This window comes from Turneriella parva DSM 21527 (assembly GCF_000266885.1).
Lineage (GTDB): Bacteria > Spirochaetota > Leptospiria > Turneriellales > Turneriellaceae > Turneriella > Turneriella parva.
The window spans coordinates 1,498,742-1,515,408 of the sequence record NC_018020.1; the positions used below are offsets into that span (position 1 = coordinate 1,498,742).

At 52.4% G+C, this 16,667-nt stretch carries 14 protein-coding genes and 1 pseudogene; 9 read left to right on the top strand and 6 right to left on the bottom strand.

Annotated elements, in window-relative coordinates:
- Positions 1-9: 9 nt before the first annotated feature.
- Positions 10-1,059, top strand: a complete 1,050-nt coding sequence (locus TURPA_RS07320) for an IS481 family transposase (RefSeq protein ID WP_014801227.1) — start codon at positions 10-12, stop codon at positions 1,057-1,059.
- A 37-nt stretch (positions 1,060-1,096) separates the two neighbouring features.
- Here TURPA_RS07320 and TURPA_RS07325 read toward each other — a convergent pair whose 3' ends face one another.
- The 6 genes from TURPA_RS07325 to TURPA_RS07350 all read right to left on the bottom strand — a co-directional run bounded on the left by TURPA_RS07325 (position 1,097) and on the right by TURPA_RS07350 (position 7,174).
- Complete coding sequence (locus TURPA_RS07325; protein WP_014802658.1) at positions 1,097-1,504, bottom strand: TIR domain-containing protein; 408 nt, start codon at positions 1,502-1,504, stop codon at positions 1,097-1,099.
- A 55-nt stretch (positions 1,505-1,559) separates the two neighbouring features.
- Entirely contained in the window at positions 1,560-2,678 is a 1,119-nt protein-coding gene (locus tag TURPA_RS07330) for a metallophosphoesterase (RefSeq protein ID WP_014802659.1), read from the bottom strand.
- A 53-nt stretch (positions 2,679-2,731) separates the two neighbouring features.
- Positions 2,732-3,409, bottom strand: coding sequence for a CsgG/HfaB family protein (locus TURPA_RS07335; protein ID WP_014802660.1), 678 nt, complete (start codon positions 3,407-3,409; stop codon positions 2,732-2,734).
- A gap of 76 nt (positions 3,410-3,485) precedes the next feature.
- Positions 3,486-6,581 carry a DEAD/DEAH box helicase gene (locus tag TURPA_RS21585; protein ID WP_014802661.1) on the bottom strand — a complete coding sequence of 1,032 codons (3,096 nt, stop codon included), beginning with the start codon at positions 6,579-6,581 and terminating at the stop codon, positions 3,486-3,488.
- Between the two features lie 10 nt (positions 6,582-6,591).
- Positions 6,592-6,954, bottom strand: coding sequence for a type II toxin-antitoxin system PemK/MazF family toxin (locus TURPA_RS07345; protein WP_014802662.1), 363 nt, complete (start codon positions 6,952-6,954; stop codon positions 6,592-6,594).
- Positions 6,932-7,174 (bottom strand): AbrB/MazE/SpoVT family DNA-binding domain-containing protein, encoded by a 243-nt coding sequence (locus TURPA_RS07350; RefSeq protein WP_014802663.1) that lies wholly within the window; start codon positions 7,172-7,174, stop codon positions 6,932-6,934. The genes TURPA_RS07345 and TURPA_RS07350 overlap by 23 nt, the downstream gene beginning before the upstream one ends.
- A 156-nt stretch (positions 7,175-7,330) precedes the next feature.
- On the opposite strand from TURPA_RS07350, the gene TURPA_RS07355 reads away from it, so the two are divergent.
- The 8 genes and pseudogenes from TURPA_RS07355 to TURPA_RS07395 all read left to right on the top strand — a co-directional run bounded on the left by TURPA_RS07355 (position 7,331) and on the right by TURPA_RS07395 (position 16,607).
- A complete protein-coding gene (locus tag TURPA_RS07355) occupies positions 7,331-7,681 on the top strand; it encodes a retroviral-like aspartic protease family protein (protein ID WP_014802664.1) in 351 nt (116 codons plus the stop codon).
- 93 nt (positions 7,682-7,774) lie between these two features.
- Complete coding sequence (locus TURPA_RS07360; protein ID WP_157210432.1) at positions 7,775-8,674, top strand: phosphatase PAP2 family protein; 900 nt, start codon at positions 7,775-7,777, stop codon at positions 8,672-8,674.
- 219 nt (positions 8,675-8,893) lie between these two features.
- Positions 8,894-10,975 carry a ferritin family protein gene (locus tag TURPA_RS07365; protein WP_157210433.1) on the top strand — a complete coding sequence of 694 codons (2,082 nt, stop codon included), beginning with the start codon at positions 8,894-8,896 and terminating at the stop codon, positions 10,973-10,975.
- Positions 10,976-11,031: 56 nt separating this feature from the next.
- Positions 11,032-12,307 (top strand): annotated as a pseudogene (locus TURPA_RS07375) (IS3 family transposase).
- A complete protein-coding gene (locus tag TURPA_RS07380) occupies positions 12,283-12,831 on the top strand; it encodes a hypothetical protein (RefSeq protein ID WP_014802667.1) in 549 nt (182 codons plus the stop codon). The pseudogene TURPA_RS07375 and the gene TURPA_RS07380 overlap by 25 nt, the downstream one beginning before the upstream one ends.
- On the top strand, positions 12,828-13,442 hold the full coding sequence (locus tag TURPA_RS07385; RefSeq protein ID WP_014802668.1) for a hypothetical protein: 615 nt from the start codon (positions 12,828-12,830) through the stop codon (positions 13,440-13,442). The genes TURPA_RS07380 and TURPA_RS07385 overlap by 4 nt, the downstream gene beginning before the upstream one ends.
- Positions 13,443-13,729: 287 nt before the next feature.
- Positions 13,730-15,979, top strand: a complete 2,250-nt coding sequence (locus tag TURPA_RS07390; protein WP_014802669.1) for a hypothetical protein — start codon at positions 13,730-13,732, stop codon at positions 15,977-15,979.
- Position 15,980: 1 nt separating this feature from the next.
- Positions 15,981-16,607: a hypothetical protein gene (locus tag TURPA_RS07395; protein ID WP_014802670.1), complete on the top strand. Its 627-nt coding sequence runs from the start codon at positions 15,981-15,983 to the stop codon at positions 16,605-16,607.
- Positions 16,608-16,667 lie beyond the last annotated feature (60 nt).

The window sequence follows — 16,667 nt, forward strand, 5'->3', positions numbered from 1 at the left end:
GGAGTGTTTATGACGACAGAACAGAAAATTATCAAGAACAAGGTTGGTCTGCTGAAACTGGCAGAGCAGCTGGGCAGCGTATCGAAAGCTTGCAAGGTTTTCGGTTACTCAAGAGACAGTTTCTACCGGTTTAAGGAGCTTTACGACAAGGGTGGCGAGCTCGCATTGCAGGAGATCAGCCGCAGGAAGCCTTTGCTGAAAAATCGTGTAGCTCCAGAGGTCGAGGAAGCGGTACGGGAAATTGCATTTCAATACCCCGCGTACGGTCAGGTTCGGGCGTCCAACGAGTTGCGCAAGATAGGTATCATCATCTCCCCTTTTGGCGTGCGCGGCGTTTGGCTGCGCCATGATCTTGCGACGTTTAAAAAACGGCTGAAATACCTTGAAGCGCGAATGGCTCAGGAAAAGGGGATCTTTACCGAGGCACAATTGGTTGCGCTCGAACGCGCAAAAGATGAGAAGGAAAGTCACGGTGAAATTGAAACGGAGCACCCTGGTTATTTGGGGTCACAAGACACGTTTTACGTGGGAAATATGAAGGGTGTGGGTAAAATTTATCAGCAGACCTTCATCGACACGTATTCGAAAGTCGCTTTTGCGAAACTCTATGATCGCAAGAATTCTCTGGTTTCAGCCGATATGCTTAACGACAGAGTCATCCCGTTTTTTGACGAGCATGAGATTCCGCTGTTGCGCGTTCTGACCGATCGTGGCAGCGAGTACTGTGGCAACCGGGAAGAGCACGATTATCAGCTGTATCTGGCCTTGGAGAATATCGACCACACAAAAACCAAGGCCAAGAGCCCGCAGACGAACGGCATTTGTGAGCGCTTTCACCGGACTATATTGAATGAGTTTTACAATGTTGCATTCAGAAAGAAGGTTTACACTTCTTTGGAGCAATTGCAGGCAGACCTTGATGAGTGGATTTACGATTACAACACGCAGCGCACTCATCAGGGGAAATATTGCTTCGGCAAAACGCCTCTGGCAACATTCAAAGACTCGCTCAGTATAGCGAAAGACAAAATGCTGGATTTGAAATTACAGACAGCATGAAAATGGGTGTGTCAGGTCAAGTTCAGACTTTTACACATTAGGCGAGTCTGCGAATCGCGTCCACGATACTATCAGTATTCCAACCCACAATTTCGTTTGCAATCTGAGAGATTTGACGTGGCATATTTGTTGAACCCCAAGGCTGAATCGCAAGTATCGGTTTATGCAGTGAGTATGCACAATCCATCTCATACTGAATCCATTCGCTGTAGTTCACGTACAAACCGGAAATGATCAAGACTACTTGGACAGGCCGAATTTGAGCTTGTATCTGATCTGTCAGTTGCGCGCTGGTCATTTCGGCAAAAGCATCATGTTCTGGCACGCTGTAGTTTGCATAAATAAAATAGGGGGCCCGATCTAGTAACTCAACCAAACGGTAATATTCTTCATTGTAACGCCAAGCATGGCTGATGAATATTCTATAGTTACGGAGTTCCGGCATCGGTTAATTTTACCCGTTCGCCAAGTATGTAAAGTGCATTACCACCGCCGCCCCCCTACCTCAACTCAAACACCAACTCCTCTTCTACTGTGTCCCCCACAGCCGTCGCTCGTGCCGATGCGTCTGTATAGATATCCACCACAAAGAAGCCGTTCTTTTCCCACGCGAGCAGCGTCTGGTCGTTGTGCGTGACCGCGTCGCGTTTGCTGCCCGAGCCTGAGATGAGATGGTATTTCACGGGGCCGGTGCCAGAGAAGAGCTGCAGGTTGTGGTCGTGGCCGGCGGCGTAGAGAAAGACCTCGCGGTTTTTGAGAATGGCCGCGATTGAGTTCAGGTATTTGCGGTATTTCGAGTGCGAAATATCCGTTGAAGTGATCCATCCCCATTGGCGGGTGAACACGACGAGCGAGGCCACCACGGGCAACGGAAAATATTTGTTATAGTTATAGACCGGGAAAATGTGGTGCGGCCAGTCGAAGAAGCCGCCGTGCGAACCTTCGCTGACGAGCGGGTGGTGCGCGGCGAGAATAATGCGCGTGCCCGGTTTGATGTTCTTCTGCAGGTAGTCGCTCGCGAAGCTCTCGAACTGGCGTTTGTGTTTAATCGCGCAATCGCTCGCCGGGGCCTTCGCTGCGGCGGCCCCGTCGTCGGGCAAATCGATCACTGCCTGCGAGTCGATGAAGAGCATCACGCTGCCTTTGCCCACCGGCTCGGCGGCAATGCCCGCGCAGCCGTTTTGCGGCGCAAAGTGCGCACCGCGATCGGTCACAAAGCGCTGCTGCGCCAGAATTCTTTTGCGTCCGTTGCTGCGCGAACTGTTCCAGTCGTGGTTACCGGGAATAAAAATCGTCTTGCGCGCCTTTTTCGCGGCGTTAATCTGCGCGCTTAAGCGTGCGGCATAGAGTTCGTAAGAGCCGTCGTTTTCGCTCGCGTCGGGCAGGCCATATTCATAGACATTGTCGCCCAGAAACACGACGAGTGCATCTTTCGTGAGGTAGCGATCAAGTTTTGCCCAGACTGCATCACCCGGTGTCGCCTTGCCCGCATCACCCACAAAGATGATGCGCTGCTCGATAGCTGAGCTTTGAGGATTCACCACGCGAGTGCGGGTATAAGGCTGCGTGTGGCTGCACGCAATTGTTACGAGGGCTAAACTTATCAGAAGGGCTTTCATGTTTCTTTCTGCCTCTTTTCGCAGAGCGATTGCCGCATCAGCGGAAACCGCGCCTATTTGCGTGCTTCAGCAATTGCCTTTTCGATGTCTTTCGCCATCTGCACGAGCACCTGCGCACGAAACTGGTCTAGGTTGGCGGGGCGAAGGCTACCACTGTCGGCAGTAAACGTGCGCACAGGGTATTCATTCTGTACCGTCAGAATTGTCTGCGAATCGATATTGGATATCAGGCGCACGACCACCTGAAACTGGTAAGTGTCTTGTTTATCTTTTTTGAACCATTTGTCGCCGCGTTTCAGAAAGACTCCGTTGCCTTTGTCGAGCGTCGCGTCATATTTGCCGGGGCCATCTGCAGGCATCTCGTGCTCGAGAGTCTCTGTCTTCACTTCGTGCGCAGTCACTTCGCCCAGCATAGTGGCTTCGGCGCCCAGAAACGTGCCGGCTTCGAGAACTTTGTTTTCAATGAGGCCTGTCTGCGCCAGTTCTTTCTCTTTCAGAATCTTGTCGATTTTCTCTCGTTCGACAACCTTAAAACCCGAAGCGACCATCGCGCCGCGAAAGGTCTCTGTGCTTTCGCGCGTTGCTTTGGCGTCGGCAACCGTCGAGGTGAACGGCATCACAGCGATGGTCTTGACCTGCGCCAGCGCCTCTTTGCGGATTGAGATTTTTGAAGTCGAGCAATTTGTAAGGGCAATGGCGCACGCCATTACCACGAATATTTTTTTCATCATAGCGTTATATTGACCGTGCATCTGCCGAGTCAACGTATTTCTTGAGCATCAACGTTCGCACCTGAGGTGCGAATGCTTATGCTTTTTCCAGCAGGGCGGCAATGTCGTCCCGCGTGATGCGGTTAGACTTGGCCTCTTCACCGTCGATCAGCTCGTTGAACAGCTCGCGCTTTCGGCCCTGCAGCGCGAGCACCTTTTCTTCGACGCTGCCTTCGCTGATCAACTTATAAACCATCACATGCTTCTTCTGGCCAATGCGGTGAGCACGGTCGGTCGCCTGGTTCTCGGCGGCCGGGTTCCACCAGGGGTCGAGGTGAATCACCGTGTCGGCGCGCGTGAGCGTCAAAGCCGTGCCGCCTGCCTTGAGGCTGATCAGAAAGAATTTCGCGCTGCCTGCTTGAAACTTTTCAACGAGCGTGCGCCGCGTTCTTTCAGGTGTCTTGCCGTCGAGATAGAGCGGCAGAATGCCCCGGCTCTTCATCAGCGTCTGCAAGACCCGCAGCACCGAAGTATACTGGCTAAAAACGAGAACTCCCTCTGAGGCGACCGAAAGCTCAATCAGCTTGCTGTCGAGGTATTCAAACTTGCCCGACTGATACGGGTCGGGTGCTTCGGCCTCGAGGTATGGGTGGCAGGCAATGCGGCGCAGGTTCGTGAGGTGCTTCAACAGATCAAAAAGCGGCGACCCGGTCTTGCCGAGGTTCGCCATCGCCCGAATTCGAGCGGCTTCATATACCTTTGCCTGCTCGCGCGTCATGGGTATCTTCACGACCATTTCGGTTTTTGCCGGCAGTTCTGTGAGCACCTCGGCCTTGCGCCGCCTCAGCATAAACGGTCGGATTTTTCTCATTAACCCTTCGCGGTCGTTCAGCTCGAGATGGCCCCCATAAGCGTCTTTGAAACTCTGCGCCGTGCCCAAATAACCCGGGAATATCAGATCAAACAGGGCCCACAGATCTTCGAGATAGTTCTCAAGCGGCGTGCCGGTGAGGCAGACAATCGAACGCGCATTGATTTTGCGTAAAGCATGCGCCGCCTTGCTGCGAAAATTCTTCACAAACTGCGCTTCGTCGACAAATGCCATCTGCCAGTTTACACCCGCAAATTTCTCTGCATCGAGCGTGAATGTCGCGAAGGTCGTGATTACCACATCTGAGTCCAGGGCCTCTTTATAAGACCGCTCAGGCCCATGCCAGCGATAGACAGAGAGGTTGGGCGAGAATTTCTGAACTTCACCTTCCCAAACCCCCAAAGCAGCGAGGGGACAAACAACCAAAAAGCGATTTCGACTGGCGCCAGCGGCGCCAGTCGAAATCGCGTTTATCACTGCAATTGCCTGCACTGTCTTGCCCAGACCCATGTCGTCGGCCAGAATGCCGCCGACTTCTGAGCGGTGCAGGTGCAGAAGAAATTGAAATCCTTCTAATTGATAATGCCTGAGCTTCGCGAGCAATGACTTGTGAGGTTTTGCCGCGGTTTCAAAATTCTCGAGCAGTTGGTGAATTTTGGCGAGCGCCATGCCGGCACCCGCTTCGGTGCGCAGCGCTGCCTCTTTTTCGGCTTCGAGGCTCGCGAGCTGCGCGAAGCTAATGCGGCCGAGGTTGCCCTCGGCGTCGGCAGTGATACCGAGGCGCTGCAGCGACTTCAGCACATCACCGATGCCCGAGCCCTGCACCGAAAGCCAGTTGCCGTTTTTGAGCTTCACGAGTTCTTCTTTTTGGCGGTATGCCTTGATTACCTCTTGAAGCTGGCCCGTTTCAAGACCGGCAACCTGTATTCGCCCTTCGAACCAGTCGATACCCGACGCGCCTTTTACATCGACGGTCACCGCCGACTTCACGAGCAGGCCAAGAATGTTATCATTGATGCGCACGAGAATGCCCGCTTCTTTAGCAAGGGGGATCTCATGCGTCATGAAATCGGCGTAGTTCTTTTTGGCGACGCGCACCCGCCCCAGACTCGTGAACTTAAACGGAATCTTCTGCTTTAAGAGCGCCGCTTCTTCGCGCCCGCGCCGCGCGATCAGCACACCCGTTTTGTGCTGCACGATCTCATTGACCGGCGCGCCATGGGTCTTTTGCTGGCTGACCGAAATGCCATAGACAGGTCTGGCACCTTCGGCGACCTCGCTGCCCCCGTCGTTGCTCTTGAGGTGATCGCTGCTCTGCGCATAGGCAAACTCGAGTTTGCCCTCGAGCGTCAAGCGGCCTGTTTTCGGGTTCTCTACCCCCATAACCGACAGCATCAGCTTCGGGCCGGCCTTCGCCATCGTTTCAAACGCGTGCTGCCATTTGCGCCGCACCTGGCTGCCCTGCATGCGCTCTATGTTTTCAAGAAAATATGGGCGCACCGAACTCGCGATGTCGTGCGGCACCGCCATCACGTAGAAATAGCTGCCATCGGCCCCGCGCTTCACCGTAGGGTAATACATGTTATATTTGAACGTGAATGGCTCGCCCGTCACCGGGTCGAACGCCGTGTGGCTGCGTTCAAACCGCACCCGGCGATAGCCAAACTTCTCATAGTTGGCCTCATCGTTCGGGTCTTCAAGTTCATGAATCTCTGACTGTGGTTTTACCAAACCCGCAAACCGGCAGGGTTGTTCTTCAAGGTCGAAATAGAACAGCACATCTTTGTCTTTAACGACGCGCTCGAGCAGCACATAACCGAAGTCACGGTAGGGCATACCCCGCTGCGCGACGTGCGCCACATACGAACCGATGTGGTTCAAGATTTCGCGGTGTGCGGGTTTCAGATAGCGAAAGTTATTGCGCGTCACGGGTATCACCTTGCCCGTCGGCGAGGTCGCATTTAAGAGCACCGTATGCGTTTCCATGAACCTGACAGTGAGCACAAACTCTTCGTCGGGCAACGAGGCCACTTCGGTGGTTGGCGTGCTCGCCGCCTCGCGCAGCAGCACGATCGCAAAAGCACCGATGTGTTTGCACGGTTTTTCAGCCGGGCAGGTGCAGGTCGAGGTGCCGCTCTCTAGCCGAATCGCCACGTCATAAATTTCATTGCCAAAGACCTTCGCCGTCGCCCGGCCGCTCAGTACATTCGTTGGCGAAACATAACCCGAACGCGCATAGTCCGTCGCGCGCCTGTGTGTCGCCGGTGGCATGCTCGCGAGAAGCCGGTGCAGGGCGTCGATTTGGCTTTCGGTCAGGGACATGCGGTAGAAATTAATCGGCCATGCCGAAAAACCGCATTACCTGCGCTTTCACCCGTTTCATGTCGCCGGCCGGCAGTTTGCCGATTTTCTTCAGAATCAGCGCGTTGGCAATCGTGACAAATTTCATGCGCACGAGTGTTGGCTTCGGTAGCCCTGCCTCTTTGAACTTTTGCACCAGCACATCACCCTCGCGGGCGGGCGCAGCCGTATTTGAGGTCATGAAGAGAATTGTGGTATCGCCTGCTTTATTGAAAACCTTGGGTGAGATTACCAATCCAGGGCGGCGCTTGGTGGTCTTCAGATTGGTAAATGGAAAAGGCAACAGAACAATATCGCCTTTGTCGAAGGCGTCATAACGAATTATAGACTTCATCTTCTTCGTTGTCCCATTCGGCGAAACCTGTTTCGGCATATTTATACCAGGCGTCGTCTTCGGGCGTATACTTGCGCAGCACGAGCTCATTGCCGTGTGCGACGAATAACACAGCGTCGCCGTCGTGCATGTCGGCAATCTGCCGCATCGCCGAGGGTACGGTAATCTGTGCTTTAGAAGAGATGTGTGTCAGGGTTGCGGGCATCGAGAGAATTGGCATGAGAAAAGCTCCTTACTTTTTCTGGAATATAGACACCATAAAAGTGCCTGTCCAGAAAAAGTAAGGAAACTTGTAGGGGTAGGTTTAAACCTACCCCTACAAGTTTTCCAGTCCGAAAAGACTCGACATGGCAATTTGATCACGCTAAAACGAATCATGGGTCTCACATTCATCGAGGGCAAAGTCAGCCACAACAGGGTCAGCGTGCCCTTGCGGTTGCTGGTTGATAGTGGCGCAACATACACAGTGCTGCCCCAGCCAGTTTGGAAAAAGCTCAAACTAACACCTAAACGCGAACAGAGCTTTATTCTCGCCGATGGCACCGTCATGAAGCGATCTGTCTCTGAATGCCTCATTGTTATACCGCAGGGCTCATGCCACACGCCGGTAATTCTGGGCGAAAAAAACGATGAGGCTCTCTTGGGTGCTGTGACCCTCGAAGAGCTGGCAGTTGTTTTGAATCCCTTTGAGCGTACTCTGCAGCCGATGCAGGCGCGGTTGGGGTGACCCGACACACGCCATTGTCACACCTGCCCGGCCAAATCTCTTTACACCCAAAGTTGCACGCCAGCCGTCGAAGGTGGGCGTTAAACCATGACCATGAGAGCAGTTCTTCGTCGGCTTACAATCTTCTTGCTTTTGATCTCCTCACTATCTTTGGCGGCTGCAGACACCGCTGACACCCAGCACGCGGGTCGTCGACTGCACCCGTGGCATAATGTCTTCGGCAACCTGTACGATTCGTACGCTGGTTATAACAGCCTTTGGCATCTCGGCGCATTCGCCTCAACGTATGCAATCGTCAAAACCGGTGCCGATGACGAAGCCCAGCGCATTTTTTGGCGCGACCCGATCGGCCGCGACTTTGGCAGAACCGGGCTTTTTCTGGGTTGGTTTTTTCAGATTCTGCCCGCGACCGGCATGTACCTCTGGGGTCTCAAGGCTAGCGACAACGAACTTGTTGGGGCAGGTTCAGCGACAATTCAGGCAATCGCGACGACGGGCCTCGTCACCATGGCGCTTAAATTTATCAGCGGCAGGCAGGCGCCGCTCAAAGATGGCGACCCGAATGCGCCATCGACTTTCACGCGCACGACAGACTCGTCAGACTTTCGCTTTTTTAATACGGATTTCTCCCGCGGCGAAGGCCGTTTCTTCTGGCCGTCGGGGCACACCTCTTCGACCATCACTTTTGTCTCTGCGCTCTATGCATATTATCCCAACAAACACTGGATAGCCTGGGTGGGGTATCCGGTGACGTTGGCGATGGGCGTGTCGATGATTGAGAACGATTCGCACTGGCTTTCTGACGTCGTCGCCGGCGCAATGATCGGCCACATCATCGGCTATACAACCGGCGCCAACTTTCGCCGCGACTTTAACGGCAGCCGTGGCAAAGGCGAAGAATCGGCCAGTTCGCGCGAAAAGATCCGCTATGCGCAGGCGTCGATCGTGCCCCGGCGCGACTCGACGTATCTTGCTCTGTCGTTTGAGTTTTAATTGGATTTAATTTATTCGGGGATTCCCGTTTGTGCCCCCTCCGCCGGCCGCACTCGCAGGCTCCGCGCGCCGGAGCGCGCGCTTGGGAGGGAGGCCGCAAGAAAAGTCGCGGCTGCGCTTGCCACACCGCCACATAACTGGTGAGGAGTTTGTGACGGCAGAATTTGCTTTACGCAAGCTTAGTGGCTGGTAAGAATTGACGCCGTGGTCTGTCGGGGTGTGCAGCAGCCAGTACTTGAAAAATCCCCATTGTCAACCTTTGACTTTATGGCGTATCGCTACGCCGATATTGAGGGCATCATGAACCGTGCGATGACTGAGGCGGGGCTTGATATGGATACGCTGACCGATGGGCAGAAGGTTGTTGAGCTGTTAGAGAAGAAGTCTGACATCGATGTGAAGCTGTTCTTCGAGGTGCAGACGATGGCGCTTGAGCAGGCGTTTAAGCTGGCGGGCGGTCAGAGGGGCAAGAAAGGTTATTATCAGGAATATTCGGGTGAGCGCGCGCTGTGGAAGGGTTATGGCGGTGATTTGATTTCTGAAGGTTCGGGCGAACAGGGCGGCTGGGAGAACGGCGGCAAGAACCACAAGCTCGCGTGGCGCGGGCTGCAAGAAGAAGAGTCGAAGCTGGCGAAGGCGCGGGCTGACTGGCAGACTGCGGCTGCGGTGACGAATGGAGCTATTGTCGCGGCGGCCGGTGCTGTTGCAACAATTGCAACCGGGGGAGCCGGCGCGGCACTCGCAATAAGCCTGCTCGCATCGCTGCAGACGACCACCATACAGGTCGGCACCTCGGTCTCTTCAAACAGGGCCGACCAGGCGATGGGCCAGATCGGTATGGGGCTTATACAGATGGGAGTTAGCACGCTAGGTAGCTTCTTGGGTAACTGGCAGATGTTCGGTAAGATTACCGAGGCATCATCGACGACCATGAAAATAGGCACCTCTGTCACACAATCGGTATTGCAAAGCTCGGTCGCTTACGCCGGCTCTGGATTTCAAATGGATGACGATGGTTCGATCGGCTACAAAGGACCTTCACGTGGCGCAGGATTCAGCGCGCTTGTCTCTGGGGCATTTTCCGCTGCAGGCTCGGGCATCAACGCCGGTGCTGGCTGGGGGTCTATGACGTCTGGCTTTGTGTCGACGACTGCCAACGCCATCGGTTCGGGATTTCAGTTCGACGACGATGGTTCGTCAAAAGCGTTTGACTGGAAAAAAACCGGCACCAGCTTCGCTGCCAACCTGGCATCGACGACCACAAGCTTTGCGGCACAAGAGGGCGGCATGAATAGCCTTTTCGCCAGCCAGATCGGTCGCGCGGCAAACGTTGTGACCGCTTCGCTCTTAGGCGACCAAAACGCTGTCAATGCCTACAGGCCTGAAGGCCTCTTCAACATGATCGGCTCTAACCTGGGCGATTACCTCGGCGATCGAGCCAATGGCGGCAAGAGTTCTAACGAACCGATGCGCGAACTTCTTGGCGGTGGCACAATCTTGACCGCACGGCGTGAACAAGAGTTGGCTGATGAGGCAACAGACCCCAAATCGGGAGCAAAGAAGATCAGCGACCCGATGGCAGATCTTTTCGGCGCAATCGGCAGTGGCATTGCGAGTGGGGCGTCGAGCGTTTGGTCGGGTATCAAGAGTGGCGCGAGCGCGGTGGGGAGCTTCTTCAAAGAACAAATTGGTGAGAGATTTGCGAATCTCTTCGGCAGCGCCGGTAGTTTTTCAACTAATGCCCAGGTTGATGCAAAGGCAGTGCAAGCTGCCGCATCAAACCTTGCTGCTATTGTGGCACAGCTACCAAAAGGTGCGATGACGCGAGATGCCGCGATCAGCGTCGGTATGGCCGAAGATGAGATTGAAACTTTGGTTGCTGCGAAACGTGCTGGCAAAGTCGCCAAGCCTGAATTGGATGAACTAATCAGTAGATTAGCGCCCGAAAGATTAACTTCGTTGCTCGATCAGGATGAAGAGGATACGCTTGTTGCAGGTAAAGGCGTACCTCGCGGAAATTACGGTGTAACTCGCGCATGGATTCGCTTCAAGCATATGTTTAGCTCTGACACCGAGAATGCGCTGCTCAACGAAATTGCGCGCACAGAGTCAGTAGCCAGAGCAAAATATGGCAAAAATATGGTGCCTGAGATGGAAGACGATCAATTCTTCTACCTAAAAAATAATGAAGGTAAAATCGTTGGTCGCATCGTTAAGGGCGCACCTAGAGTTGATCAGCGCGATAACGCGACAGATGATTTATTGGGCTATAAGATGGTTAAAGATAAAAGAACAGTGTAGCGACCCCCTAAATCACCGGACACCTTATCCTGCTCCTAAGACATAGGAGTAGTGATATGAATAATGATAGTACTAAGGCTAAGGTAGAGTTAGTCACAACCGTCCAGCGGCGGCGCAGATGGTCGGTCGCGGAGAAACTGGAGATTCTGGTAGAGGCCGAACAGCCCGGTATGAGCATGTCGTATGTGGCCCGAAAACATGGAATCGCAGCGACGCAGATTTTCAAATGGAAAAAGCTGAAAGAGGCTGGCGCTCTGACGGCTGTTGGCAGCGAAGAGGAAGTATTGCCCGTATCGCAGGTCAGGCAGCTCCAAGAGCGCATCCGTCGGCTGGAGAGCATTTTGGGTCGTAAGACGGAAGAAGTTGAAATCCTCAAGGAAGCCGTGCGTATTGGACGCGAAAAAAAACTGATCTCGCACAAGCCATTGCGCGGCATCGAGGGTTTCGAGTGAATCAGGTAGCGGATGTATTGCGCGTATCTCGATCCAACCTCTATGAAAGCTTGAAATCCTCACGACGCGGAAATAAAACCGACCAGACGGTAGATGAACGAGTACTGCCGGAAATCCGACGCATCTGTGATGAAAGACCGACTTACGGGTATAGACGCGTGACAGCAATGCTCAACAAAACCCTTGAAAAACAAGGCTTTTCACGCGTGAATAAGAAGCGCGTCTACCGATTGATGAAGGTGCACCAGTTGCTGCTGCAAAAAGTTGCAAGCCGTCGCACCCTTGTGCATGATGGCAGAATCATCACGGCGAAAAGTGACGTGCGCTGGTGCATGGATATATTTGGCGTGCTTACCTGGGATGGCACTCACGTCTGGGTGGCGTTTGTTCTGGATTGCCACGATCGGCAAGTCATCAATCACTTTAGCAGCACCGTCGGCATCGACGGTCTGAACATTCGCGACATGCTGCTCGGTGCAGTCGAAGAGCGCTTTGGCAAGGCTGAATGCCCACACACCATTCAACTGCTCAGTGATAATGGCCCACAATTCACGAGCCGTGAAACGGTTCATTTTGCATCTTCCATCGGCTTTCAAGTCTGCACGACGCCTGCCTATAGCCCTGAAAGCAACGGTATGGCCGAAGCATTTGTGAAAACATTCAAGCGCGATTACGTTTACATAAATCGCCTTGAATCCGCGTGGAAAGTAATGCCGCAGATTTCAGACTGGATGCATGACTACAACCATCATGCGCCCCATAAAGGCTTGAAGATGCGTTCGCCGGTTGAATACAGGAACCTAATGGCAGCAGGTTAAGCTGTCCGGTTTTCGGGGGTCACTGCAAACAGGAAAAATGGTTCAAAAAGAGATTAGAGTAGACTGGAAAAATACCTGTAACCTGACAATTGGCGCAGCCCTACTTGCTGAGAAGCGAGCGACCAGTAGCAGTATTAACAACCAGCTTGAGGATGAGTTGTATCAGTACTTCAAGAAAGAGCTGCCAAACAATCCAAAATTTCCCGGCAAAAAGCCGTCCGGGGATGTGGTTGCTGCGATGAAAATGGCAATTGATCCAAATTTCAATTATAACGTCAAATTTGCTATACCGAACAAGCAGAACGACAATGATTTAACGTCGATCATTAAGGCCAAAATAGATTCAGGTACAGTCGTAGGGGTCTCCGGTCTATTTAGGCGCCCCGGCCATAAGAATGGAGATGCCAAACACATCATTGAAATAGTTGGGTACAATGACAAAGGCTGGATTGTTAACGATCCTTTCGGAAAGTTTGAGAATGCCAAATGGGGGCATAGCGGTATGCAAGGTACAATGGAACTGTATGAGTATGGTCAACATGATTTAACAAAAAGAAAAGCTTACTGGTTGGAGCAAAAAAAATGAAAGCAGCCATGTATTTTGTCGTTATTCTGCTCTTAACGCCCTATATACACGCTAAGCAGAATTGGCGTCAGGTTATCGAAAACGATTGGAAGAGTAAAGCATCTGAGATTTATTCAACAACAGCATTGCCAGGCGCAAAACCCAAATATGTCAAAGGTGATCAATACTATACAGGGTTTTATGGCGGCTGGTGCTTTAATGTAAAGAAATCACCTTCAATGCTTTTTGAGCCAAATACCAAAAATGGCCTTAGCTATTATGATTTTAAAGGCGGTGCTTATGGTAAGGCAATTCGTATTCGTACGGAAATTAAGAGCAGAAGTGATGCGCAAATCAAGAAATTCCGACTTCATTTTTATGATTTTACCGTAGTTGATAATCAATACAAACCCTATATCGGCGATCGCGCTAAGGAAGTCTTTAGTAGAGAGTTTGAGACGAGAGGTCCAAATTTTGAGTATATCTTCGAGTATATACCGCATAACGTCAGCAAAGGGAGTGAGCTGCACTTAGTCGGGCGTCTTGAAGTACTTTCGGTTGCAGATAATGTTGCCAAGGCCAATGTAGGGTGCATCGCGGAATTGCAAGCCACTCTGCCGGATCAGCAATAAAAATGCAAATTGACTCCGAACCGCAATACCATGCCGACCTGTCTCGTGCAAAATAGTTTTCATGTCGACAAGAAACGATTTTGAAAATGCACCCTTGACTCAGACAAAATACGACGGCAAGGTGGGCTATGTGATCGGCGGGTTGCTGGGTGCGTTGGCGAGAGATGATTTGTGAGTGTGACGCAACACCCAGCACAACGCGTTAGGGATGCGCAGGGCTTGGTCGCGGATGCGACCGGAGCGATAGCGGAGCCCGTAGCAGCCCGACCCTTGCCACGGGGTGGTTGGTGAGCCTGTCGAACCACAACCCGTGGCAAGGGGAACGCCCAACTGAGCTCGCGAAAGCGCGCGCTGACTGGCAAACTGCGGCTGCGGTGACGAATGGGGCTATTGTGGCGGCGACGGGTGTGATTGCGTCGATCGTTACGGGCGGCGCAGCAGCGCCGGCGGTGATTGGGCTTCTGGCGGCCGCGCAGACGACGACGATTCAGGTCGGCAGTTCGTTTTCTTCGAACCGCGCCGATCAGGCGTGGGGTCAGTTGCAGATGGGCATTCTGCAAATGGGGATTTCAGGTTTGGGCGCGTTCTTGGGGCGAATCGATTATCTTGCCGACGCGGGTAAGCTAACTAAAGTCGCCAATGCCATGACCAAGGTCATGGCACAGAATGCAGTGTCTTATGCGGGGTCTGGTTTTCAGATGAGTGAAGATGGTTCGATTGCGTATAAATCGCCGAGTAAGGGTGCGTTGTATTCGACTCTGGTTTCGACTGGTTTTGGCGCTGCGGGTGCGGGTATCAATGCGGGTGCTGGCTGGGGCTCTCTGACTTCGGGTGTTGTTTCAACCACCGCCAACGCCCTCGGTGCGGGGTTTCAGTTCAATGACGATGGTTCGTCGAAGGCGTATGACTGGAAAAAAACCGGCACGTCTTTTGCCTCGAATATTGCATCAGTAACAGCGAGTTATTATGCCACAGGTGCGTTGAATCGTGCTGGCATCAATGATGAAGTTAATGAGGTTCTCTCTAACCAGATCGGTCGTGCGGCGAATGTCGTTACCGGTTCACTTTTGGGTGACGAGAACGCTGTCAACGCGTACCGCGTTCAGGGTCTCTTCAACACCATCGGCACGAATATCGGCGACATTCTGGGCCACCGCGCGAACGGCGGCAAAGGCACCGGCGAACCCCTACGCGAACTTTTGGCCGGCTCTGCAATCTTGACGGCACGGCGTGAACAAGAGCTGGCCGATGAACAAGCAGACCCCAAATCGGGCACCAAGAAGATCAGCGACCCGATGGCAGATCTTTTTGGCGCAATTGGCAGTGGTATTGCGAGTGCGGCGGGCGCTATGGGAAGTTTTTTCAAGGAGCAAGTCGGAGAGAGGTTCAGCAATCTGGTCAATAGTCGAGGCTTTCGGACAGATGATGAATTTTATGCGAAAGTATCAGGTATGCTTGGGACCTTAGGAAATTCCGGTATGCTGACCGCTGGTGATGGCAATCCTTATGCCGGCTTATCGCAAGATCAAATTGCGACAATCAAAGCACTGAAACGGTATTCAATTGTATTAAGTAATGAAGGTAACCGCCTTATGCTGGTGCCTGGTACGAACATGAGCAAACTGAGTAAGCTCTCATCAAGTGCCGCTGGCTTAGAAATGCTGCTGCCTCAAGTTCTTCAAAATGAACAGGCCACTAACACGATATTTGAGAGATATGATGTCTTAGATGCCGGCGGGTCTACGGCGAGCCTTAGACGAAACGGGGCCTATGTGAATGAAATCAGCAACGATAGCTACGTCGACGACGGTGGTGCGATTTACAGAGGGCAAGATGGCAAATACATTGCACTGAATCAACCAAAACAAATTGCGGATTTCATAAAAGGCCTAACCCCCAAGCAGCGGGGCGCGTTGCTCGTGACACAGAACGGCATGCAGAACACAATCATGGGCGCCATCGACATGATGGAGCGCGCAAACGAGGTTGCGCGTCACGATGGTCAATTCAAAGGTTCGAGTTTGATGATATTTAACGACACTGGCGGTTATTCAGAAGATGGAACCAAGTACCTGAAAAGTAGTGAACAAGCTCAGAAAACTGTGGCATTCCTGTTGCGCGAAAACATTTTCAAACAAGGAGACATCCTTATCGGTCACAGTCAAGGTGGGCAGATTCTTACGAACGCAATCCAGGCGAACCAGAAAAAAATCGACGTTCAACTACTCGTGTTCGGTAGCGCACACACTGTCACACCCAATCAATATGTGGAAAAAATGATAGATTTCCGAAATGTTCATGATCTTGTTGCAGGTGACAAAGTTGCGGGCATATTTGATCGCAAAGAGGCTGATAATTCCGTGAATAATTACGAACGCTATGAACAGGTAACCTATCCGTCGCTTTCGCTGCCTAAGGTGCATTGGGGGGGCAGTGCCTCATCTTCAAAATATGGTGGTGGTACATTTCACGGCTTTACGGAAAACTATCGAGACGCATTGTCTTGGTATCTTTCACAAAAAGGTGGCCGCTTTTAGTATGCAAAGCAATTCTATCAGCCTCTTGGCTTTATTAGTTTTATGGCTTTCACCATCGATTTTCTGTGCTGAGCCGGGGATTCCAGAAAACCATATCAATGGCGACAGCATTGAATCGCTGCCAATCGAGCGCTTGGCTGAGCTCAAGATAGGGAAATCGACTTTGACCGATGTACACCGCCTTTTCGGCTTAAGAGAGCATTTGCGCCGTACGTACAAGAAAGCCTTGCTTCCGAAATTTTATAAAAAGAAAGAGTACTCAGTTTATCGTATGATCACATACAACTCTTACAGTGCGAACCGTAAGGACTTTGGGGGCATTATTGAAACAACCTGGAAAGAAAGCCTAACAGTTGCCTTTTTCTTCGACCGGAACGATGTCTTGCTGCTGCACACCACACGCCACCGACACAATGATGGCGATAGCAAAGACCATGCGGGCAAATATCATGACATGATAGGTGATCCGGCCGAATTCTGGCCCGGCGCCGTCTGTGATGGTATGTTTCACGACATCTATGAGACATCATGGGTCAAAGGTTCAGATTACTTCGGGCCCGTTGAAACGCAAAAATGTATCTGGTTAAAAAAACTCAAGGCAGATGTCGCGAGCGGGGTTGTGAAGTGAGCCACGCCGCCGTGCGGTCGCCACCGTGGCACAACCCTCACCCCCGACCCCTCTCCGAAG